The organism is Enterobacter sp. 237C8 (assembly GCF_034106865.1).
In the GTDB taxonomy this organism is placed as follows: Bacteria; Pseudomonadota; Gammaproteobacteria; order Enterobacterales; family Enterobacteriaceae; genus Enterobacter; species Enterobacter asburiae_B.
Genome location: NZ_JAWNDF010000002.1, coordinates 271,171 through 292,781, shown reverse-complemented (window position 1 = coordinate 292,781; position 21,611 = coordinate 271,171). Strand labels below are relative to the sequence as shown.

General features: G+C 55.0%; 19 protein-coding genes. 3 read left to right on the top strand and 16 right to left on the bottom strand.

What is annotated here, in order from left to right; genetic code table 11:
- Positions 1–7: 7 nt before the first annotated feature.
- The 12 genes from nuoL to lrhA form a co-directional block, all read right to left on the bottom strand.
- The gene (nuoL, locus tag USF70_RS11325; RefSeq protein WP_014884634.1) at positions 8–1,849 is read right to left on the bottom strand and encodes an NADH-quinone oxidoreductase subunit L; all 1,842 of its coding nucleotides are present in this window, start codon (positions 1,847–1,849) and stop codon (positions 8–10) included.
- Positions 1,846–2,148, bottom strand: a complete 303-nt coding sequence (gene nuoK, locus USF70_RS11320) for an NADH-quinone oxidoreductase subunit NuoK (RefSeq protein ID WP_003861496.1) — start codon at positions 2,146–2,148, stop codon at positions 1,846–1,848. The genes nuoL and nuoK overlap by 4 nt, the downstream gene beginning before the upstream one ends.
- Complete coding sequence (gene nuoJ, locus USF70_RS11315; protein WP_023312534.1) at positions 2,145–2,699, bottom strand: NADH-quinone oxidoreductase subunit J; 555 nt, start codon at positions 2,697–2,699, stop codon at positions 2,145–2,147. The genes nuoK and nuoJ overlap by 4 nt, the downstream gene beginning before the upstream one ends.
- 10 nt (positions 2,700–2,709) lie before the next feature.
- Positions 2,710–3,252 (bottom strand): NADH-quinone oxidoreductase subunit NuoI, encoded by a 543-nt coding sequence (nuoI, locus tag USF70_RS11310; protein WP_003861491.1) that lies wholly within the window; start codon positions 3,250–3,252, stop codon positions 2,710–2,712.
- Positions 3,253–3,265: 13 nt separating this feature from the next.
- Complete coding sequence (gene nuoH / locus USF70_RS11305; protein ID WP_008500211.1) at positions 3,266–4,243, bottom strand: NADH-quinone oxidoreductase subunit NuoH; 978 nt, start codon at positions 4,241–4,243, stop codon at positions 3,266–3,268.
- Entirely contained in the window at positions 4,240–6,963 is a 2,724-nt protein-coding gene (gene nuoG / locus USF70_RS11300) for an NADH-quinone oxidoreductase subunit NuoG (protein ID WP_126327509.1), read from the bottom strand. The genes nuoH and nuoG overlap by 4 nt, the downstream gene beginning before the upstream one ends.
- Before the next feature lie 55 nt (positions 6,964–7,018).
- Positions 7,019–8,356 carry an NADH-quinone oxidoreductase subunit NuoF gene (nuoF, locus tag USF70_RS11295; protein WP_023312536.1) on the bottom strand — a complete coding sequence of 446 codons (1,338 nt, stop codon included), beginning with the start codon at positions 8,354–8,356 and terminating at the stop codon, positions 7,019–7,021.
- A complete protein-coding gene (gene nuoE, locus USF70_RS11290; protein WP_006176513.1) occupies positions 8,353–8,853 on the bottom strand; it encodes an NADH-quinone oxidoreductase subunit NuoE in 501 nt (166 codons plus the stop codon). The genes nuoF and nuoE overlap by 4 nt, the downstream gene beginning before the upstream one ends.
- Before the next feature lie 2 nt (positions 8,854–8,855).
- The gene (nuoC, locus tag USF70_RS11285; protein WP_023312537.1) at positions 8,856–10,658 is read right to left on the bottom strand and encodes an NADH-quinone oxidoreductase subunit C/D; all 1,803 of its coding nucleotides are present in this window, start codon (positions 10,656–10,658) and stop codon (positions 8,856–8,858) included.
- An 89-nt stretch (positions 10,659–10,747) separates the two neighbouring features.
- Positions 10,748–11,422 (bottom strand): NADH-quinone oxidoreductase subunit NuoB, encoded by a 675-nt coding sequence (nuoB, locus tag USF70_RS11280; protein ID WP_003861482.1) that lies wholly within the window; start codon positions 11,420–11,422, stop codon positions 10,748–10,750.
- A 15-nt stretch (positions 11,423–11,437) separates the two neighbouring features.
- Positions 11,438–11,878: an NADH-quinone oxidoreductase subunit NuoA gene (gene nuoA / locus USF70_RS11275; protein ID WP_014171000.1), complete on the bottom strand. Its 441-nt coding sequence runs from the start codon at positions 11,876–11,878 to the stop codon at positions 11,438–11,440.
- Positions 11,879–12,509: 631 nt separating this feature from the next.
- Entirely contained in the window at positions 12,510–13,448 is a 939-nt protein-coding gene (lrhA, locus tag USF70_RS11270; RefSeq protein ID WP_029741933.1) for a transcriptional regulator LrhA, read from the bottom strand.
- Positions 13,449–14,385: 937 nt separating this feature from the next.
- On the opposite strand from lrhA, the gene alaA reads away from it, so the two are divergent.
- Together alaA and yfbR are read left to right on the top strand one after the other, a co-directional pair.
- Positions 14,386–15,600: an alanine transaminase AlaA gene (gene alaA, locus USF70_RS11265; RefSeq protein ID WP_008500204.1), complete on the top strand. Its 1,215-nt coding sequence runs from the start codon at positions 14,386–14,388 to the stop codon at positions 15,598–15,600.
- Positions 15,601–15,694: 94 nt separating this feature from the next.
- Positions 15,695–16,294, top strand: a complete 600-nt coding sequence (gene yfbR / locus USF70_RS11260) for a 5'-deoxynucleotidase (protein WP_182931011.1) — start codon at positions 15,695–15,697, stop codon at positions 16,292–16,294.
- A gap of 81 nt (positions 16,295–16,375) precedes the next feature.
- Here the strand turns inward: yfbR and USF70_RS11255 are convergent, their stop codons facing one another.
- The 4 genes from USF70_RS11255 to yfbV all read right to left on the bottom strand — a co-directional run bounded on the left by USF70_RS11255 (position 16,376) and on the right by yfbV (position 19,997).
- Positions 16,376–18,208 (bottom strand): SLC13 family permease, encoded by a 1,833-nt coding sequence (locus tag USF70_RS11255; protein WP_033146079.1) that lies wholly within the window; start codon positions 18,206–18,208, stop codon positions 16,376–16,378.
- Between the two features lie 75 nt (positions 18,209–18,283).
- A complete protein-coding gene (locus USF70_RS11250; RefSeq protein WP_320735637.1) occupies positions 18,284–18,943 on the bottom strand; it encodes a sugar phosphatase in 660 nt (219 codons plus the stop codon).
- Positions 18,944–18,954: 11 nt separating this feature from the next.
- A complete protein-coding gene (locus tag USF70_RS11245; protein ID WP_008502874.1) occupies positions 18,955–19,449 on the bottom strand; it encodes a YfbU family protein in 495 nt (164 codons plus the stop codon).
- A gap of 92 nt (positions 19,450–19,541) precedes the next feature.
- Positions 19,542–19,997 (bottom strand): terminus macrodomain insulation protein YfbV, encoded by a 456-nt coding sequence (yfbV, locus tag USF70_RS11240; protein ID WP_048975401.1) that lies wholly within the window; start codon positions 19,995–19,997, stop codon positions 19,542–19,544.
- 337 nt (positions 19,998–20,334) lie between these two features.
- Here yfbV and ackA point away from each other — a divergent pair, with 337 nt between their 5' ends.
- Positions 20,335–21,537 (top strand): acetate kinase, encoded by a 1,203-nt coding sequence (gene ackA / locus USF70_RS11235; protein WP_033146081.1) that lies wholly within the window; start codon positions 20,335–20,337, stop codon positions 21,535–21,537.
- Positions 21,538–21,611: the final 74 nt, after the last annotated feature.

Sequence of the window (21,611 nt, the reverse complement as noted above, 5' to 3'; positions counted from 1 at the left end):
TTAACGATCAACGCAACACCATCAGCAGCGCCAGCACGACAACCGCACCGATGCTCATGGACGCCACATACCAGCGCAGGTAACCGTTCTCGCTGTACAGCAGGCCTTTACCTGCAAAGCGGGAAAGGATCGCCGGGATATTCATCAGGCTGTTCAGTGGGTCGCGCTTCAGCAGCCACGCAATGCCCAGGAACGGCTTAACGAAGATCATGTCGTACAGCCAGTCGAAGCCCCACGCGTTGTACCACCAGGTGCCCAGCAGACGGCCCGGCGCACTGTTGGCAACGGCAGTCACCAGCGTACGTTTGCCCAGCCACAGCCATGCAGCGATCAGGATGCCCGCGATAGCGACCACACCGGAGGTGATTTCAAGCGTCAGAACGCGACCGTGCTCAAGCTCGGTGGTGTCTGGCAGTACGCCCTGCAGCGGTGGCACAATCATCGCGCCAACGAAGGTGGACAGTACCAGCAGCACAATCAGCGGCAGGTGGTGGGTGATCCCCTTCCCTGCGTGAGCGTGAATTTGTTCTTTACCGTGGAATACGATGAAAATCATACGGAAGGTATACAGGGAGGTCATGAACGCACCGACCAGACCCGCAACCATCAGATTGATATGACCATTCGCCATGGCACCCGCAAGGATTTCGTCCTTACTGAAGAAGCCCGCGGTAATCAGCGGCAGTGCCGCCAGCGCCGCGCCGCCCACCAGGAAGCAGACATACACCAGCGGAATGGACTTACGCAGTCCGCCCATCTTGAAGATGTTCTGCTCGTGATGGCAGGCCAGGATCACGGAACCGGATGAGAGGAACAGCAGCGCTTTAAAGAACGCGTGCGTCATCAGGTGGAAAATGGCTGCGTCCCACGCCTGAACGCCCAGCGCCAGGAACATGTAACCAATCTGGCTCATGGTGGAATACGCGAGAACACGTTTGATGTCGGTCTGCACCAGCGCGGCAAAGCCTGCCAGCACCAGCGTGACCGCACCGACGATACCCACCAGATGCAGAATTTCCGGGGTCATCAGGAACAGGCCATGGGTACGCGCAATCAGGTAGACACCGGCGGTTACCATGGTTGCGGCGTGGATCAGCGCGGAGACAGGGGTTGGACCCGCCATCGCGTCGGCCAGCCAGGTCTGCAACGGCAGCTGCGCGGATTTACCCACGGCGCCACCCAGCAGCATCAGCGTTGCCCACCACAGCATGTTGTTGCCAGCAGCGAAGTGCGCCGGCGCCAGTTCCACCATTTCGCGGAAGTTCAGCGTGCCCAGTTCGTTGTAAAGAATGAACAGCGCGAAAGCGAGGAAGACGTCACCCACGCGGGTCACGACGAACGCTTTCATGGCCGCTGCGCCATTCTTCGGATCGGTGTAGTAGAAACCGATCAGCAGGTAAGAACACAGACCTACGCCTTCCCAGCCCAGATACATCAGCAGCAGGTTATCGGCCAGCACCAGAACAACCATGCTGGCGATAAACAGGTTGGTGTAGGCGAAGAAGCGGGAGTAACCCTCTTCACCGCGCATATACCAGGAGGCGAACATGTGGATCAGGAAGCCCACGCCGGTGACCACGGAGAGCATGGTCAGCGAGAGGCCGTCCAGCACCAGGTTGAAGCCGATGTTGAAATCACCGACCGACATCCAGGTCCACAGCGGCACGCTGAAAGGCTGACGTCCGTTGTTAAAGAAGTCGATACCCGCATACGCCGTCACCAGCGCAGCCAGACCGATGGAGCCAATGCCCACGGTCGCAGACAGATTCTCAGACCAGCGGCCGCGAGAAAACGCCAGCAGCACGAAGCCAATCAGCGGAAAAATAATGGTTAAGGCAAGCATGTTCATCCACGCAACTCACTTACTGAATCGATGTTCAGGTTCTGGCGGCGACGATGGAGCTGCAGCAACAGCGCCAGGCCAATACTCGCTTCGGCAGCCGCGAGGCTGATGGCGAGAATGTACATCACCTGACCATCGGTCTGGCCCCAGTAGCTTCCGGCGACCACGAAGGCCAGCGCGGAGGCGTTAATCATGATTTCCAGACCGATCAGCATAAACAGCAGATTGCGGCGGATAACCAGACCGGTCAGACCCAGAACGAATAAAATCGCAGCGAGGATCAGTCCATGTGTTAAGGGGATCATGCGCGCTCCTCCGTTTTTCTTTTCGCGCGGTCGTCAGTGCGGTTGCTCAGCACCTCGCCAGCACGCTCTTCGCGGCCAACGTGGAAAGCAACAACCAGACCTGCCAGCAGCAGCATTGAGGCCAGTTCAACCGCCAGAACGTATGGGCCAAAGAGGGTAATACCAACCTCTTTAGCGCCGATCGGCGTGCCGTCGATGCCCTGATCGTTGACGCCCAGAATGGCGTAAACAATCACCGCCAGCATGATGGCCGACAAAATTGCCGGGCCAATCCACACCTGCGGTTTTAACCACTGACGTTCCTGCTCAATTTCAGAGCCGCCCAGGTTCAGCATCATCACCACGAACACGAACAGCACCATGATGGCCCCGGCGTAGACGATGATTTCCAGCGCACCGGCGAAGTGCGCGCCCAGTGCGAAGAACACCCCGGAAATGGCCAGCAGCGAGATGATTAAGTACAGCAGCGCATGCACCGGATTGGTGTGCGTAATCACTCGCAGCGTAGCCAGGATGGCGATAAGGCCACAGATATAAAAAGCGAATTCCATTGCCCTCTCCTTACGGTAACAGGCTCTTGACGTCGATAGGCTTAGCTTCGTTCTCTGCTTCGCCCTTATCTTTGCCGTCGATTGCCATACCCGCCATCCGGTAGAAGTTATATTCCGGGTATTTGCCCGGACCGGAAATCAGCAGATCCTCTTTCTCGTACACCAGGTCCTGACGCTTGTACTCACCCAGCTCGAAGTCTGGAGTCAGCTGAATCGCCGTGGTTGGGCACGCTTCTTCACACAGACCGCAGAAAATGCAGCGTGAGAAGTTGATGCGGAAGAACTCAGGGTACCAGCGGCCGTCTACCGTCTCTGCTTTCTGCAGAGAGATACAGCCGACCGGACACGCTACCGCACACAGGTTACAGGCAACGCAGCGCTCGGAACCGTCCGGGTCGCGCGTCAGCACGATACGGCCACGGTAGCGCGGCGGCAGATATACCGGCTCTTCCGGGTACATCCGGGTTTCGCGTTTGGCAAACGCGTGCAGGCCGATCATCCAGATACTGCGTACCTGGGTACCAAAGCCTACCAGTAATTCTTTTAAGGTCATGGTCTATAGCCCCTTATGGCTGCTGCCAGAGAATGACAGCCGCCGTTACCAACAAGTTGACGAGCGTCAGCGGCAGGCACACTTTCCAGCCGAAGGACATTACCTGGTCATAACGCGGACGCGGTAACGCTGCGCGAATCAAAATGAACATCATCATGAAGAACGCGGTTTTCAGCGCGAACCAGATGAACGGCGGTAAGAACGGGCCATGCCAGCCACCGAAGAACAGCGTTACCATCAACGCGGAAATGGTGACGATACCGATGTACTCGCCCACGAAGAACAGACCGAATTTCATACCGGAATATTCGATGTGGTAACCGTCGGCCAGTTCCTGTTCGGCTTCTGGCTGGTCAAACGGGTGACGGTGACACACCGCCACGCCCGCGATAGCAAAGGTAATAAACCCAAAGAACTGCGGGATAACGTTCCAGATGTCAGCCTGGTTATTGACGATGTCGGTCATGTTGAATGAACCGGCCTGCGCCACCACGCCCATCAGGGAGAGACCCAGGAACACTTCGTAGCTCAGCGTCTGCGCGGAAGCACGCATCGCACCCAGCAGCGAGTATTTGTTGTTACTGGACCAGCCTGCGAACAGCACCGCGTACACCGCGAGGCCTGCCATCATCAGGAAGAACAGAATGCCGATGTTCAGGTCAGCGACCACCCAGGTCGGGCTGACCGGAACGATAGCAAACGCCAGCAGCAGCGAGGTGAAGGCGATCATCGGTGCCAGAGTAAAGATCACACGGTCAGAGAAGCGTGGGATCCAGTCCTCTTTAAAGAACATCTTGATCATGTCCGCGACCAGCTGGAGTGAACCACCCCAGCCCACGCGGTTCGGTCCGTAACGGTTCTGGAACAGACCGAGCAGACGACGTTCACCAAAGCTCATGAACGCGCCGCAGGTGACCACCACCAGCAGGATAACGATCGCTTTCAGAATGCTCAGCAGGATGTCGATAAGATCCGGCGTTAACCAACTCATGCTTTTGCCTCCTGCAGATTATCAAGACGCGCACCCGCCAGAACCGGCGCGATGCCAGGCATACCCATCGGCAGACCCACCTGCCCTGCTGTCAGACCTTCGGAGATAATCAGCGGCAGGCTGATTGTCTGGCCGTCATAGCTAAAGGCGATGTTCGCGCCCGCGTTTACGCCAAGCTTCGCGGCATCCGCCGGGTTGAGCTTGATGTAAGGCTGCGGCATACGGGTCTGGAAGACAGGCGAACGCTGAGACAGCTCGTCGCTACCGAACAGATGGTAGTACGGCGCGATACGCCAGCTGCCATCCTGCGCCTGGAAGCTCGCCGGTACGGCGGTGAAGAAGTCCAGACCGGTTTCGGAGGCTTCAATCAGACGCACGCCCGGATCGCCGTGACGCAGGGAGCCACCCACTTCAGCCTGGAACTTGTTCCATGCCTGCGGGGAGTTCCAGCCCGGCGCCCATGCGAATGGGATTTGCGAACGCGGCGCAGACGGCTGGTTGTTCCCTTCCATAGAGAAGGCGAACATGGTGTCTTTATCCTGCGGCTGGCGCGGTTCGTGCACGCTGATATTGGCGCGCATCGCGGTACGGCCGCTGTAACGGTGCGGTTCACGCGCCAGTTTCTGGCCGCGAATGCGGAAGCTTGCTTCAGGTGCGGCATCTTTAATGCCTGCCAGCTGAGGCAGTTTTTCCACTACCGCGTCGATAACGTGGTCGAGCTGCGTCCAGTCCACTTCACGGCTCTGCACGGTGCTGTGCAGGGAGTGCAGCCAGCGCCAGCTTTCCAGCATCACGGTGTTGCTGTCGTAGTACGCCGGATCGTAAACCTGGAAGAAACGCTGGGCGCGGCCTTCGTTGTTGATAACGGTACCGTCGCTTTCTGCGAAGCTTGCCGCAGAGAGCACCAGGTGCGCTTTGTCCATGATCGCGGTGCGCTGATGGTCAATGACCATTACCAGCGGCGCTTTGGAGAGCGCGGCGTCAACGCGAGCGGCAGAGGCGTGGCGATGCAGATCGTTTTCCAGCACCACAACGGCGTCAGCGGCACCGGACTCCAGTTCGCTTAACGCTGCTTCCAGCGAGCCGCCGCCGATCATGCCCAGACCAATGCTGTTCACCGCACGGGCAATCATGGTCACACCGACGTCCGCACCGCGGCCTTTCAGGGCTTTAGCAACGTTGGCTGCCGCCTGAATGATCTCCGCGCTGCCGGCGTTGGTACCGGAAATAATCAGCGGTTTTTTCGCACCTGCCAGGGCCTGAACAATCACGTCGACCTTGTTCTGCAGGTCGCGATCCAGTTCAACGGCCGGCGAGCTGCTGTCCAGCGCGTGGGCAATCGCAAAGCCGAGGCGCGCCTGATCTTCAACCGGCGCGCAGTAGGTCCACGCGGCGATATCGTCCAGACGGGTGTTGTCGACGTTGGTCACAAACAGAGGATGCTTCGCGCGCTGGCCGATGTTCAGGATCGCCGCAATCTGCCAGTCAGCCACTTTCTGCGCGGCCGCCATTTCACGTGCTTTACCCTTCACCGCCTGACGAACCGCCAGAGCCGCACGTGCGCCCGTCTGCGTCAGGTCTTCACCCAGCACCAGGACCGCATCATAAGATTCGATTTCGCGCAGCGCAGGGGTATGAATACCGCCTTCACGCAGCACTTTCAGTACCAGCTGCAGACGTTCCTGCTCGCCCTGGGCGATACCGGTATAGAAGTTTTCCGCGCCAACCAGCTCGCGCAGCGCGAAGTTGCTTTCGATGCTGGCGCGCGGGGAGCCGATACCGATCACTTTCTTCGACTGGCGCAGAATATCTGCCGCGCCCTGCATCGCCTGTTCAGCGTTCAGGGTAATGAAGTCGTCGCCACGGCGCTGAACCGGCTGACGCGGACGGTCTTTCAGGTTCACATAGCCATAGCCGAAACGACCGCGGTCGCAGAGGAAGTAGTGGTTAACGGTGCCGTTGTAACGGTTTTCGATACGACGCAGCTCGCCGTAACGCTCACCCGGGCTGGTGTTACAGCCGAGGGAACACTGCTGGCAGATGCTTGGCGCAAACTGCATGTCCCATTTGCGGTTGTAACGCTCGGAGTGAGTTTTATCCGTGAATACACCGGTCGGGCAGATTTCTACCAGGTTACCGGAGAATTCGCTTTCAAGCGTACCGTCTTCCGGACGACCGAAGTAGACGTTATCGTGCGCGCCATATACGCCCAGATCCTGACCGTCTGCGTAGTCTTTGTAGTAACGCACGCAGCGGTAGCAGGCGATGCAGCGGTTCATTTCGTGAGAGATGAACGGCCCCAGGTCCTGGTTACGGTGGGTACGCTTGGTAAAGCGATAGCGACGGAAGCTGTGGCCGGTCATCACGGTCATATCCTGAAGGTGGCAGTTACCGCCCTCTTCACAGACCGGACAGTCGTGCGGGTGGTTGGTCATCAACCATTCCACAACGCTTTCGCGGAACTGTTTCGCTTCTTCGTCATCAATCGAAATAAAAGTGCCTTCGGTGGCTGGCGTCATACAGGACATCACCAGGCGACCACGCGTGTCTTCCGCGTTTTGATATTGCTTCACCGCACACTGGCGGCAAGCACCGACGCTGCCCAGCGCCGGATGCCAGCAAAAGTACGGAATATCGAGGCCAAGAGACAGACAAGCTTCCAGCAGGTTGTCCGCCCCGTTGACTTCGTATTCTTTGCCGTCTACATGAATCGTAGCCATTAGCATGCTTCCAGTTGGCTCGGTCGAAACCGAGCGTTAATCAAAATTCTTGTCGTTACCAGCGCGCTTTAAGCAGGTTCGGCTGAATCCCATTGATAGCATGGGTATTGCTGAACGGCTGCTTGATGCCTGCTTCGAACTCGTCGCGGAAATATTTGATCGCGCTCTGCAGAGGTTCGACGGCACCCGGTGCGTGGGCACAGAAGGTTTTACCCGGGCCTAAGAATCGACACAGTTGCTCAAGCGTCTCGATATCCCCAGGCTGGCCTTCGCCACGTTCGATTGCACGCAGGATCTTCACGCTCCACGGCAGGCCATCACGGCACGGTGTGCACCAGCCGCAGGACTCGCGGGCGAAGAACTCTTCCAGGTTACGCACCAGCGAGACCATGCCGATCTCGTGGTCGACGGCCATCGCCAGCGCCGTACCCAGACGGCTGCCTGCTTTACCAATGCTTTCGAATTCCATTGGCAGGTCAAGATGGGCTTCGGTCAGGAAGTCGGTCCCTGCCCCACCCGGCTGCCAGGCTTTGAATTTCAGGCCATCGCGCATGCCGCCAGCGTAGTCCTCAAGAATTTCACGTGCGGTGGTACCGAACGGCAGTTCCCAGACGCCAGGATTTTTAACGCGACCAGAGAAGCCCATCAGCTTGGTACCGGCATCTTTGCTTGAGGAGATGCCCTGATACCACTCCACGCCGTTGGCGAGGATAGCCGGAACGTTACACAGGGTTTCAACGTTGTTTACGCAGGTCGGTTTACCCCATACGCCGGAACTTGCCGGGAACGGTGGCTTGGAACGCGGGTTCGCGCGGCGGCCTTCCAGGGAGTTAATCAGCGCGGTTTCTTCGCCGCAGATATAACGCCCTGCGCCGGTGTGCACGAACAGTTCAAAGTCAAAGCCGGTGCCCAGGATGTTTTTACCCAGCAGGCCCGCTTCGGTGGCTTCGGCAATCGCGCGACGCAGGTTTTCCGCTGCTTCGATGTACTCACCGCGCAGGAAGATGTAGCCACGGTACGCTTTCAGCGCAAACGCGGAGATCAGCATGCCTTCCACCAGCAGGTGCGGCAGCTGTTCCATCAGCAGGCGGTCTTTATAGGTGCCCGGCTCCATTTCATCGGCGTTACACAGCAGGTAACGGATGTTCATGGATTCGTCTTTCGGCATCAGGCTCCACTTCAGACCGGTGGAGAAGCCCGCACCGCCGCGCCCTTTCAGGCCGGAGTCTTTCACCGCGTTAACGATGTCATCCGGCGCCATGCCGCCAAGGGCTTTACGCGCGCCGGCATAGCCGTTTTTGCTCTGGTATTCGTCGAGCCATACCGGCTGTTTGTCATCGCGCAGACGCCAGGTCAGCGGATGCGTCTCAGCAGTACGAATTACAGTTTTCATTTGTACTGCTCCAGCAGGTCAGGAATCGCTTCCGGCGTCAGATGGCTGTGAGTATCCTCATCAATCATCATGGTCGGCCCCTTGTCGCAGTTACCCAGGCAGCAGGTTGGCAGCAGGGTAAAGCGTCCATCGAACGTGGTCTGGCCCGGCTTGATATTGAGCTTTTTCTCAATCGCAGCCTGAATGCCCTGATAACCGGTGATGTGGCAGACAACGCTGTCACAGTAGCGGATCACATGGCGGCCGACCGGCTGACGGAAGATCTGGCTGTAGAACGTGGCTACGCCTTCTACGTCACTTGCCGGAATACCCAGCACTTTCGCGATCTCATAGATCGCCCCATCCGGCACCCAACCACGCTGTTTCTGTACGATTTTCAGCGCTTCAATGGACGCCGCACGCGGGTCTTCGTAGTGGTGCATCTCGTGCTCAATGGCGGCACGTTCTGCTTCACTCAGCTCAAAAGCCTCGGTTTGTGGTTGTTGATTCTCGTGCATAATTAGCGGTCCACATCTGACATAACAAAATCGATACTACCCAGATACACAATCAGGTCGGAGACCAGACTGCCGCGGATGGCGGACGGGATCTGCTGCAGGTGCGCAAAGCTCGGCGTACGCACGCGGGTACGGTAGCTCATGGTGCTGCCGTCACTGGTCAGGTAGTAACTGTTAATACCCTTGGTCGCTTCAATCATCTGGAAGGATTCTTGCGCCGGCATGACCGGACCCCAGGAAACCTGCAGGAAGTGGGTGATCAGGGTTTCGATATGCTGCAGCGTGCGCTCTTTCGGTGGCGGCGTCGTCAGCGGGTGATCCGCCTTGAACGGGCCTTCCGGCATGTTGTTGAGGCACTGCTCAAGGATGCGCAGACTCTGGCGCAGCTCTTCCACTTTCAGCATCACGCGGGTGTAGCAGTCGGAAACACCGCCGCCCACCGGGACTTCAAAGTCGAAGTTCTCGTAGCCAGAGTAAGGACGGGCTTTACGCACGTCGAAATCAATACCGGTCGCACGCAGGCCTGCACCTGTCGTACCCCACTCCAGCGCTTCTTTCGCGCCGTAGGCAGCAACGCCCTGGGAACGGCCTTTCAGGATGGTGTTACGCAGCGCGGCTTTCTCGTATGACGCCAGACGTTTTGGCATCCAGTCGAGGAACTCACGCAGCAGACGGTCCCAGCCGCGCGGCAGATCGTGTGCCACGCCGCCGATACGGAACCAGGCAGGGTGCATACGGAAACCGGTAATCGCTTCCACCAGATCGTAGATTTTCTGACGGTCGGTAAAGGCGAAGAAGACCGGGGTCATCGCGCCGACGTCCTGAATGAACGTGGAGATGTACAGCAGGTGGCTGTTGATACGGAACAGTTCTGACAGCATAACGCGAATCACGTTAACGCGATCCGGCGTAACGATACCCGCCAGTTTCTCAACGGCCAGCACGTATGGCATTTCGTTGACGCAGCCGCCGAGGTACTCAATACGGTCGGTATACGGAATGTAGCTGTGCCAGGACTGACGCTCGCCCATCTTTTCAGCGCCACGGTGGTGGTAGCCGATGTCCGGAACGCAGTCGACAATCTCTTCGCCATCAAGCTGAAGGATAATACGGAATGCACCGTGCGCAGACGGGTGGTTTGGACCGAGGTTAAGGAACATAAAGTCCTCGTTGTCGGTACCGCGCTTCATGCCCCAGTCTTCCGGCTTGAAGGTCAGCGCTTCCATTTCCAGGTCCTGCTTGGCTTTGGTCAGCTCAAACGGATCGAATTCGGTTGCACGCGCAGGGTAGTCTTTACGCAGCGGGTGGCCGGTCCAAGTCTGCGGCATCATGATGCGCGTCAGATGCGGGTGGCCGTCGAAGGTCATGCCGAACATTTCCCATGTTTCACGCTCATACCAGTTCGCGTTCGGGAAAAGTTTGGTGATCGTCGGCAGATGCATGTCGTTTTCAGACAATGCCACCTTGAGCATGATATCCGTATTACGGTCTATTGAGATCAGGTGGTAGAAAACGGAAAAATCCGCAGCAGGGAGACCCTGGCGGTGGGTACGCAGACGTTCATCCATGCCGTGTAAGTCAAACAGCATGACGTACGGTTTTGGCAATTTCTTAAGGAAATCGACAACTTCCAGCAATTGCTCACGCTTCACCCAAACAACGGGTACCCCGGTGCGGGTAGCCTGAACAGTAAAGGCATCCGGCCCAAAACGGTTGCGCAGTTCGCCAATGACTGGGTCATCCAGATGATCCCGGGTCTGCCAGGCGGCTTCTTGCGCGGTTAAGTCGGTCATATTGTTCACCATTGCAAATGGTCCGTGGTGACTGTTGAGCCTGGCTTCGCGCTATTTGAGTAGTGATATGCGAAGGTGTTCTCCAGGCCTACAGGCGCAAATTAAATTTCGTCAGGCGTACGCAGATTGGTGACGGCAATACGTTCACCACGTTTACGCTCGCGCTCAGACTGCATGTTCGCGCGATACACACCCTGATCGCCAACAACCCACGACAGTGGGCGACGTTCTTTACCAATAGATTCCTGCAGCAGCATCAGCGCCTGCATGTAGGCTTCCGGACGTGGCGGACAACCCGGGATGTACACATCCACTGGGATAAATTTATCTACGCCCTGCACGACGGAATAAATGTCGTACATACCGCCAGAGTTTGCACATGCGCCCATGGAGATAACCCATTTTGGCTCCAGCATCTGGTCATACAGACGCTGAATAACAGGTGCCATCTTGGTAAAGCACGTACCGGCAACCACCATCAGGTCAGCCTGACGCGGGGAAGCACGGAGTACCTCGGCCCCAAAACGCGCAACGTCATGCACCGCAGTGAATGACGTCACCATTTCAACGTAGCAGCAAGAAAGACCAAAGTTGTAAGGCCAGATGGAGTTCTTACGACCCCAGTTGACCATATCGTGCATGGCATGTTCGAGCTTGCCCATGTACACGCTTTTATTGACTTCTTGCTCCAGGGGGTCGGTTACGATCTCCTGTTTTTGCAGGGGGTAACGGTCATTCTCACCGTTAGGATCTATGCGGGTGAGCGTATAATCCATCTTATTGCCTCGCTGTTACTGCTGACGATTAGAGATACTGTTTTCCGGGTTGATGTGTTCACGACGTGAACGCGCAGGCGTCCAGTCAAGCGCGCCAATACGCACCAGATAAACCAGACCGGCCAGTAGCACTAAAATGAAAATTGCGGCCTCGACAAAGCCCACCCAACCACTTTCGCGGATGGACGTTGACCATGCGAAAAGGTAAAGCGCTTCCACGTCGAAGATGACGAAGAACATGGCTACCAGATAGAACTTGGCAGACAGGCGTAAGCGAGCGGAACCTACTGAATCAATACCTGATTCGAAAGGTGTGTTTTTGTGCCTTGCACGGGCGCGACCGCCCAGGAACCAGCCGCCGACTAACATCAGGCAGCACAGGCCAATGGCTACAATAAGAAAGATTGCGAATGCCCAGTGATGAGCGATGACTTCTGTGGATGTTGACATACTCATTGCTTACTCATCAAAAGTGATACCAACGACACTGCTCTTGCTGGCAGATGGGCATCACATCGATTCATGGGGAGGAACAAATAACCTTACACTAACTGTCAGAAATGAGACGTAGACAGCAAAATGATGGGGTTTTTTACTCCTTTCTATAACCTATTGTCAACTTTAACAAAGGTTTCTTCACATTAAATTACATCGAGCGATTCTCATTAACATTTGGTGCCCTTTAACCCTGGTGGGTGCATGACATTCCGTCAAATGTATGTTGTTGAATCGTGTCCGTTTCGGAAGTAAAAAAAATAACCCTCCTATTTTGACAGGATTTGCCAACGATTCCTCCCCCCAAATAGGAGTATTTTCTTGATCTGCGACACGCTTTTGTTAATTCAACATGGAAAACGGCAACATATTTCCTGTTTTTTTAACATGAGAGGGATATGGGCGAAGTTAGAACGGAAAACGGACAAGTTTTAAGCAAAAGTATTCAGCTTATTGATAAATAAGAGAGTATCCTGAAAACCCTTGCGCCATAAGCGGGTATTATTGCGTAAAAAAAGCCACTGCATGTGAAAATCACACGAGTGGCTGTTTTTTACACTTACATTTTGTTACCAGAATATTGAGCTATCGATCACTCAAAATCCCCTTCGACGATCAGGGAGTCATCCCCCCCTTCGGAGGTAACGCGCTCGAATTGCCACGGGTTATGGTAGTTTTCCATCGCCTCGAACACCACTTTGGCCAACTCGTTATGGCTGGACGAATTGTGGCAGAGCAGATACTCCGTATCCGGCAGCGCAGGAAGACCGTCGGATTTCCCCAGAACGCGCAGATCGGGGCTCATCATCTCTACCGGACGGGCCGTTACGCCCAGACCGGCCTTCACGGCGGCACGAACCGCTGGCAGCGTGGAAGCCACATACGCCAGACGCCACGGAATGTTGGCCTCATTCAGCGCCGTGAGCACCATATCGCGGAACGGGCTCGGGTCATCCAGCAAGACCAGCGGAACCGGCTCCCCTTTTTGCAGCACGTACTCGGCTGCGCAATACCAGTGTGTAGGTGATGTGCGCAGCGTCAGGCAATCAAACTGCCCGGGACGATGCGTCGTCACCACAAGGTCGACTTTGTGCTCATTTAACATCTCAACCATAAAGGCATTACGTTTTACGCTAACGTCCAGCGCAAGCTTCGGATAAACCGAACTAATACGGTTGAGAAGAAACGGCAATATAGTATCCGCTGACTCATCAGATGCGCCTAACGTTAGCACCCCTTGAAGGTTGCTAAACATTAATGACATACATGCTTCATCATTAAAGCGAAGAATTTTCCTGGCATAACCCAGTAGCTGAATACCGTGTTCCGTTAAGAGCTTATTACGCCCGTGACGTGCAAAAAGCTCTTTACCAACCAGTTGCTCCAGCCGCTGCATTTGCTGGCTAACGGCGGACTGAGTTCGGCAAACGGCGGCAGCAGCTGCTGCAAAAGTGTTGAGATCGGCGACCGCAACAAACGTTCTCAGCAGATCGAGGTCGAGATTCATTATCGGACGATTTGCATTTATCATATCTATTCACTTTCAGGTTGCTCGTGCGGAGCTGCCCGGGTTGAAGCTGTGTGTAACAGTTAAGCAATTCCCTCTGAAGGTTTTCCCTCGCATCCCGGCCCGGCAGACTGCCTGACAGATAGTTATTGTGCTGCTTTATATCAACAGTCAGAAAGCACGTTTCATGACGTTATTTTTATTCTCTTAAACGTTCAGGATATTTAGATGTTCGCAGGTTTATGTAAATTACATTAAAGGTATAACACCTTTTCTGCCATCTTTATCGCAGCGCTGTCAACGTAGCAGGAGATGTGCGACACATTCCAGCCAGAGATAACTCCAACAATAACAATCAATTAATTCGAAAAGTCAGTGCCAGATATACAAAATTTTTGCATCTGTCCTCTGCTTTCCTGAAAGACATCTTAACCCAAATCCACTTTATTTATAAGTCTTATTGCAATATTGAGGATTAAAGAAGAATGTTAAGCTTCTAAACTAATTTTATTAAAATTAACTAAAGTTGCATTTTATAGGTTAATAATAAATAAATTTTAATTTAGATTAAGACCATTCATTAATGGCACTTAACATTAATTTCACATGAGTAACTTTTAGCCACATTATGCTTTTACAGGAACATGTATCAAGCATTCAGGTTTTACGAAAAGTCACGCAGGGTGATTGCTACCGTTGTCAGGTTCACCACTTATTTTTACCAGCACAATATACAGAATTCTGACAAATGAATAGCACATTTAACCTATCATCGTGCCATGCGCACAACTTTAAGACAGTAAAAAAGCTAACGCACAGCGAAAAAGATTTATCAAAATTTTGCTCCAGGCACAAAATCTTCTACTGCACACCCTTCAAAACGAAGCGAGGGGGGAGTACATTATTCCGTGCTGACTTCCACGGCAGGGAGCGGCAATAATAGCGAAAAGGTTAAAGGTTCATGTCCCCTATCGAAAAATCCAGCAAGCTAGATAACGTCTGTTATGACATCCGCGGCCCGGTTCTGAAAGAGGCAAAACGCCTTGAAGAGGAAGGCAACAAGGTTCTGAAACTCAACATTGGTAACCCTGCGCCATTTGGTTTTGAAGCGCCGGATGAAATTCTGGTTGATGTGATCCGCAACCTTCCTACTGCACAAGGCTATTGCGATTCAAAAGGACTTTACTCCGCACGTAAAGCCATCATGCAGCACTACCAGGCGCGCGGTATGCGTGATGTTACCGTTGAAGATATCTATATCGGCAATGGCGTTTCCGAACTGATCGTGCAGGCGATGCAGGCGCTGCTGAACAGCGGGGACGAAATGCTGGTGCCCGCGCCGGACTATCCGCTGTGGACGGCTGCCGTATCACTGTCGAGCGGGAAAGCCGTGCACTATCTGTGCGACGAGTCCTCCGACTGGTTCCCGGACCTCGATGATATTCGCGCAAAAATCACGCCCCGTACGCGCGGCATCGTGATCATTAACCCGAACAACCCAACGGGCGCGGTGTACTCAAAAGAGCTGCTGATGGAGATCGTCGAGCTCGCCCGCCAGCACAACCTGATCATCTTTGCCGACGAAATCTACGACAAGATCCTGTACGACGCGGCACAGCACCACTCAATCGCTGCGCTGGCCCCGGATCTGCTGACCGTCACCTTTAACGGCCTGTCTAAAACCTACCGCGTGGCCGGTTTCCGTCAGGGCTGGATGGTACTGAACGGCCCGAAAAAGCACGCCAAAGGCTATATCGAAGGGCTGGAGATGCTGGCCTCGATGCGTTTATGTGCCAACGTTCCGGCGCAGCACGCGATCCAGACGGCGCTCGGCGGCTATCAGAGCATTAGCGAGTTCATCGTTCCCGGTGGTCGCCTGTACGAACAGCGTAACCGCGCGTGGGAGCTGATCAACGATATCCCGGGCGTCTCCTGCGTGAAGCCGAATGGCGCGCTGTATATGTTCCCGAAAATTGACGCGAAGCGCTTCAATATTCATGACGATCAGAAAATGGTGCTGGATTTCCTGCTTCAGGAAAAAGTGCTGCTGGTTCAGGGGACGGCGTTTAACTGGCCGTGGCCGGATCACGTGCGTATCGTGACGCTGCCGCGCGAAGATGACCTCGAAATGGCCATCAGCCGCTTCGGACGCTTCCTCTCCGGATACCATCAGTAATCTTAAAATCAGGCTACTTCGGTAGCCTGATTTGCATCTTCCCTCCCCTCCCCGCACAATGAATGCCTGTCGCAGTGAAGACAAAAGGTAACCTATGAGTCAGAGTCATTTCTTTGCCCACCTCTCCCGCCTGAAACTCATCAACCGCTGGCCGCTGATGCGCAACGTGCGCACAGAGAACGTGTCAGAGCACAGCCTGCAGGTTGCCATGGTTGCTCATGCGCTGGCCGCCATTAAAAACCGCAAATTCAACGGCCAGGTCAATCCAGAGCGCATCGCCCTGCTGGCGATGTACCACGATGCGTCAGAAGTGCTGACCGGCGACCTGCCCACGCCGGTGAAATATTTCAACTCGCAAATTGCGCAGGAATATAAGGCCATCGAGAAAATTGCCCAGCAGAAGCTGATTGACATGGTGCCGGATGAGTTGCGCGACATTTTTGAGCCGCTCATCGATGAGCTTCAGTACACGGAAGATGAAAAGTCGCTGGTCAAGCAGGCCGACGCGCTCTGCGCCTATCTGAAGTGTCTGGAAGAGCTGTCTGCGGGGAATAACGAATTTTTACTGGCGAAAACGCGTCTGGAAAAAACGCTGGAATCCCGACGCAGCGAAGAGATGGACTATTTTATGCAGGTGTTTGTGCCAAGCTTCCATCTGTCGCTGGATGAGATTAGCCAGGATTCACCGTTATAATCTGTTTGCCCAGCGGCGCTGCGCTTGCAGGGCCTGCGGGTTACAGGCCGGGTAAGGCGCAGCCGCCACCCGGCAAAATTATCAGAACGGGAACAGGACCGGTATCAACACCACGCACACCACCATCACCAGCACGGTGAACGGCACGCCCAGCTTCACGAAATCACTGAACTTATAATTCCCGGGCCCCAGCACCAGCGTATTCACCGGTGAAGAGACCGGCGTCATAAATGCCGCGGAGGCCGCCATTGCGACCATCATCGCAAAGGGATACGGCGACACGCCCATGGATTTGGCCATCGCCAGCGCAATCGGCGCCATCAGTACCGCCGTCGCGGTATTGGAGATAAACAGACCGATGGTGGCGCACATGATAAACAGACAGACCAGCATCATGTACGGCCCATACCCGCCGCCAACGTCCATTAAGCCTTTAACAATCAGATCCACCCCGCCGGTTTTTTGCAGCGCCAGGGCGAAGGGCATCATCCCGACGATCAGGATAATGCTCGGCCAGTGAATGGCTTTATAGGCGCTTTCGGCGTCAATGCAGCGGAATTTGCCCATCAACAGGCAGGCGATGATTGCCGCGACCGGATTGGGAATTTCATCGGTCAGCATCAGCGCCACCATCAGCACCAGACAAAAAATCGCGTGGGGCGCCTGGCTGTGCGCAGGCGACGCGTCGCTCTCCTCGACAGGCATGTTGAGCACCACAAAATCGCGCCCTTTTTGCCCAAGCTGGCTAATTAGCTTCCAGTTACCAACAACAAGGAAGATATCGCCCAGCAGGATCGGCTCATCCACCACCGCCCCTTCCATCGCTACGCCATCGCGCTTCAACCCCACGACATTCAGGCCATAGCGGGTTCGGAACCCCATTTCCCGCACGGTTTTGCCCAGCAGTTCCGATTCCGGGATCAGCGATACTTCGGCCATGCCGACATCCAGTGCCTGATCGGAGAAATACTCCCCGCGCAGCACCATCGGTTCCAGCAGCTGCTCGCTGCAAAACTCGCGCAGATCCACGTCCGCGGTCGACATATCAATCAGCAGGACGTCCCGCGCGCGGAATTCCGACACCCCGTTGACGTTGACAATAACCCGGCGAAAACGACGCCAGCGCTCTACGCCAATCACGTTTGCGCCATAGCGCTCACGCAGCTTCAGGTCGTCAAGACGCTGTCCCACCATCGGCGAGCCGGGACGAATAGCCAGACGGCGCGCGCGCCCGGTGAGACGGTACTCTTTAATCAGATCGCGGAAGGTGCGTCGCTTCCACCCTTCTTTATTTTTGTCCTGTTTTTCACCTTTCAGGGCAAACCGGGTCAGCAGCATGTAGACCACGCCCATCACCAGAATGACCAGCCCAAGCGGGGTGACGCTGAAAAAACTGAAGCCCTGGAATCCTTCCCGGATCAGCTCGCTGTTGACGACCAGGTTCGGCGGCGTTGCCACCAGCGTCATCATGCCGCTAATCAAACCGGCAAAACTCAGGGGCATCATCAGGCGCGACGGCGAGATCTGCATCCGCATGGAGACGCTCAGCACCACCGGGATAAAGATGGCGACCACGCCCGTTGAGCTCATAAACGCTCCCAGCCCGGCGACGGTCACCATCAGGTAGATCAGCATTTTGGTTTCGCTGCTGCCCGCCACCTTCACCAGCCACGATCCCATGATGGTCGCCACGCCGGTACGCACCAGCCCATCACCAATAATAAACAGGGCGGCAATCAGGATAACGTTGGGATCGCTAAACCCGGAGAAGGCTTCCGGCAGCGTGAGCGTACCGCTCAGCACAAACGCGACGATGACAAACAAGGCGACGGCGTCCATGCGTACCTTGCCCGTTGCAAAAAGAAGGATGGCGATTAAAAGCAGGCTCAGGACCCAAATCAGTTCACCGTTCACAACATGTCCTTGTCAGTGGGAGATGAGGAATTTTGCCATAAAAAAGCCCCAGCAATGTGGGGCTATATCATGTGATTACATTTTTAGCGAGACGGTTACAACCCCGTCAGAGGCTTTCGAAACAGCCAGCGCCGTCAGTGAATCCAGCACAAAGTCTGCCTCCTCCAGGCGGGGAGATCCCGCCGGAACATTCACCGCGATAACGTGGCTTCCGGCGTTCAGCCCGGCCAGTACGCCAGCGGCCGCGTCTTCCACCACCACGCACTCTTCAGGCTCGAGGCCCAGCAGTTCAGCGCCCAGTAAAAACGCGTCGGGCTCCGGTTTACCGCGCTTTACGCGCTCCGCCGTGATAAACACTTCTGGCGTCGGCAGAGCTGCCGCCTTGTGACGGGCGTGGGCGACGGGAATGGAGCCTGAGGTAACGATAGCCCACGGGATCTGCGCTTCGTTCAGATGCTCAAGCAGCTCGCGCGCGCCCGGTAAGGCTGTGATGCCGTCCGTATCCGTGGCTTCAATATGTTCCAGGTATTTGAACTCCGCCTGAATTTCGTCCTCAGAGCGTCCGGCCAGGAAGTGCCGTAGCGAGGTGATGGCCTGTTTGCCATGGATAAAATTCAGCACGTCCTGATGCTCTATGCCATGTCTGTCAGCCCAATGGCACCAGGAACGCTCCACAACCGGCAGCGAATCCACCAGCGTACCGTCCAGATCAAACAGAAAACCTCTACACTGCACACGCACCTCCGTCAGGCATTAATGATTTGTTGAATTTCGTTGCTGCTTAAATGGTACTGACGCGGGCAGGCGTGCCACGCGCTTAGCATTCGCTGATATTTATCCCACATAGGGGTCTGCGCGTTGAAGCCGTGGGTGCCCGCGTCAAAGTGGGTATAGCGCCCTTCTGTATTCACCATAAAGCGAACATAGCTCAGATAACGCGCTTCCGTTGCGGCATCAAAGCCTAAGAAGGTCACGCGGCGCTCGTCGATGGACTGCTGATCTTTGAGATTCGTCCAGGACACGTGCAGGGCGTGATACATCTCCATAATGTCGATCACGATGCGACAGGTTTCTTCTTTCAGCTCGCCAAACTCGCGGTCCAGTTCGCGCATTTGCAAACCAAAACCGCGTTCGACGATGGTTTGCAGGCGGCTGTAGCGCGCAGCGTTATCGGGATCAAGCATAGTCATCATCTTGTACTGGTTGGACAAAATCAGACGTTGAGCATGGGTCATTTCCATCTTTCGACTCCTGTAGCGCATTGCACTTTAAAAAAAAGACACGGTAACTGATTGTTACTGTGCCTTCTTTTCGTCGTCGTTTCGATGATCAATCACAAATCATCGAGAAATGTTTTATCCAGTTGCTTAAAAGCGCGCTTTAACGTGTCCGCCAGCGCCTGGTAGTCCGGCTTGCCTTCGACCGGGGCGAGCGCCTGTCCGGCCTCCTCCAGTTTTCCGCGCACTTCATAAAACCAGTGTAAAATAGAAGGGGGAAGCGGAGTGATGGACCGTTTACCTAACCACCACAGGCCTTGCATCGGCAGGCTTAAGGCGAAGAGCGCCGTCGCGACGGCAGGGCCAAGCTGGCCGCCCAACGCAATCTGCCAGCACAGCGTAAAGACAGCGACAGGCGGCATAAAGCGAATCGCATAGCGCGTGGCGCGGATAGTGCGATTCTCAATGAACATCGGCGCAAGGCGCTTTTCCATCGGCCACGTCTTTGCGTAATACTGTCCCCGACGAAACAGACTAAAGAAATTTACGGACGGGTTCTCTGGTGTCGACATGGCTGTACCTCAACTTCACATATAAAAATTAAAATTTTCGTGCAAAACCACAACAAGCTATGACAACGTTCAAAATATTTTGTCATCTCTACCCCGTATCGGGTATCCTGTGCCAGCCTGATAGGGCCCTAGACGAGAATCATTAACTCGTCAAATTATTGCATATTATGCCATTGGCTGAAAATTGTGCAAAATGGCATAAAATCATAGTTATTTCTTCCATCATGCCACAATGTTCGTTTGGCATGATGTTAATCATAAATGTCTGAGTCCTCATGCGTTACGCTGTTAGACTCACTGACGTTTTTTTAGCCACGTATCAATAATAGGTACTTCCATGTCGAGTAAGTTAGTACTGGTTCTGAACTGCGGTAGCTCCTCACTGAAATTCGCCATCATCGATGCGCTCAACGGTGACGAATACCTCTCTGGTTTGGCCGAATGTTTCCATCTGCCTGAAGCACGTATCAAGTGGAAGATGGACGGCAGCAAACAAGAAGCGGCTTTAGGTGCAGGCGCCGCTCACAGTGAAGCGCTGAACTTTATCGTTAACACTATTCTGGCACAAAAACCAGAACTGTCTGCTCAGCTGACTGCGATTGGTCACCGTATCGTCCACGGCGGCGAAAAATACACCAGCTCCGTCGTGATCGACGAATCTGTGATCCAGGGCATCAAGGACTCTGCGTCCTTCGCACCGCTGCACAACCCGGCTCACCTGATCGGTATCGCTGAAGCGCTGAAATCCTTCCCGAATCTGAAAGACAAAAACGTGGCCGTATTCGACACCGCGTTCCATCAGACCATGCCGGAAGAGTCTTACCTCTATGCCCTGCCATACAGCCTGTACAAAGAACACGGCGTACGTCGCTACGGCGCGCACGGCACCAGCCACTTCTATGTGACTCAGGAAGCCGCAAAAGTTCTGAACAAGCCGGTTGAAGAACTGAACATCATCACCTGCCACCTGGGCAACGGTGGTTCTGTTTCTGCTATCCGCAACGGTAAATGTGTTGATACTTCCATGGGTCTGACCCCGCTGGAAGGTCTGGTGATGGGTACCCGTTCCGGTGACATCGACCCGGCGATCATCTTCCACCTGCACGACACCCTGGGCATGAGCGTTGACCAGATCAACAAAATGCTGACCAAAGAGTCTGGCCTGCTGGGTCTGACCGAAGTCACCAGCGACTGCCGTTACGTTGAAGACAACTACGCAGAGAAAGAAGACGCTAAACGTGCAATGGACGTTTACTGCCACCGTCTGGCGAAGTACATCGGCTCTTACACTGCGCTGATGGACGGTCGTCTGGACGCGGTTATCTTCACCGGTGGTATCGGTGAGAACGCGGCAATGGTTCGTGAACTGTCCCTGGGCAAACTGGGCGTTCTGGGCTTCGACGTTGATCACGAGCGTAACCTGGCTGCCCGCTTCGGCAAGTCTGGCTTCATCAACAAAGAAGGCACCCGCCCTGCTCTCGTTATCCCAACTAACGAAGAACTGGTCATTGCGCAAGACGCGCACCGCCTGACTGCCTGATTCCACACCGCCAGCAATGCTGGCGGTGCTGTTTTGTAACCCGCCCAATTGCGGCGGTAACGAAAGAGGATAAA

Excerpts from the sequence above, each read along its gene's own strand:
- nuoL (WP_014884634.1), bottom strand. The coding sequence starts at position 1,849 with ATGAACATGCTTGCCTTAACCATTATTTTTCCGCTGATTGGCTTCGTG.
- nuoK (WP_003861496.1), bottom strand. The coding sequence starts at position 2,148 with ATGATCCCCTTAACACATGGACTGATCCTCGCTGCGATTTTATTCGTT.
- nuoJ (WP_023312534.1), bottom strand. The coding sequence starts at position 2,699 with ATGGAATTCGCTTTTTATATCTGTGGCCTTATCGCCATCCTGGCTACG.
- nuoI (WP_003861491.1), bottom strand. The coding sequence starts at position 3,252 with ATGACCTTAAAAGAATTACTGGTAGGCTTTGGTACCCAGGTACGCAGT.
- nuoH (WP_008500211.1), bottom strand. The coding sequence starts at position 4,243 with ATGAGTTGGTTAACGCCGGATCTTATCGACATCCTGCTGAGCATTCTG.
- nuoG (WP_126327509.1), bottom strand. The coding sequence starts at position 6,963 with ATGGCTACGATTCATGTAGACGGCAAAGAATACGAAGTCAACGGGGCG.
- nuoF (WP_023312536.1), bottom strand. The coding sequence starts at position 8,356 with ATGAAAACTGTAATTCGTACTGCTGAGACGCATCCGCTGACCTGGCGT.
- nuoE (WP_006176513.1), bottom strand. The coding sequence starts at position 8,853 with ATGCACGAGAATCAACAACCACAAACCGAGGCTTTTGAGCTGAGTGAA.
- nuoC (WP_023312537.1), bottom strand. The coding sequence starts at position 10,658 with ATGGTGAACAATATGACCGACTTAACCGCGCAAGAAGCCGCCTGGCAG.
- nuoB (WP_003861482.1), bottom strand. The coding sequence starts at position 11,422 with ATGGATTATACGCTCACCCGCATAGATCCTAACGGTGAGAATGACCGT.
- nuoA (WP_014171000.1), bottom strand. The coding sequence starts at position 11,878 with ATGAGTATGTCAACATCCACAGAAGTCATCGCTCATCACTGGGCATTC.
- lrhA (WP_029741933.1), bottom strand. The coding sequence starts at position 13,448 with ATGATAAATGCAAATCGTCCGATAATGAATCTCGACCTCGATCTGCTG.
- alaA (WP_008500204.1), top strand. The coding sequence starts at position 14,386 with ATGTCCCCTATCGAAAAATCCAGCAAGCTAGATAACGTCTGTTATGAC.
- yfbR (WP_182931011.1), top strand. The coding sequence starts at position 15,695 with ATGAGTCAGAGTCATTTCTTTGCCCACCTCTCCCGCCTGAAACTCATC.
- USF70_RS11245 (WP_008502874.1), bottom strand. The coding sequence starts at position 19,449 with ATGGAAATGACCCATGCTCAACGTCTGATTTTGTCCAACCAGTACAAG.
- yfbV (WP_048975401.1), bottom strand. The coding sequence starts at position 19,997 with ATGTCGACACCAGAGAACCCGTCCGTAAATTTCTTTAGTCTGTTTCGT.
- ackA (WP_033146081.1), top strand. The coding sequence starts at position 20,335 with ATGTCGAGTAAGTTAGTACTGGTTCTGAACTGCGGTAGCTCCTCACTG.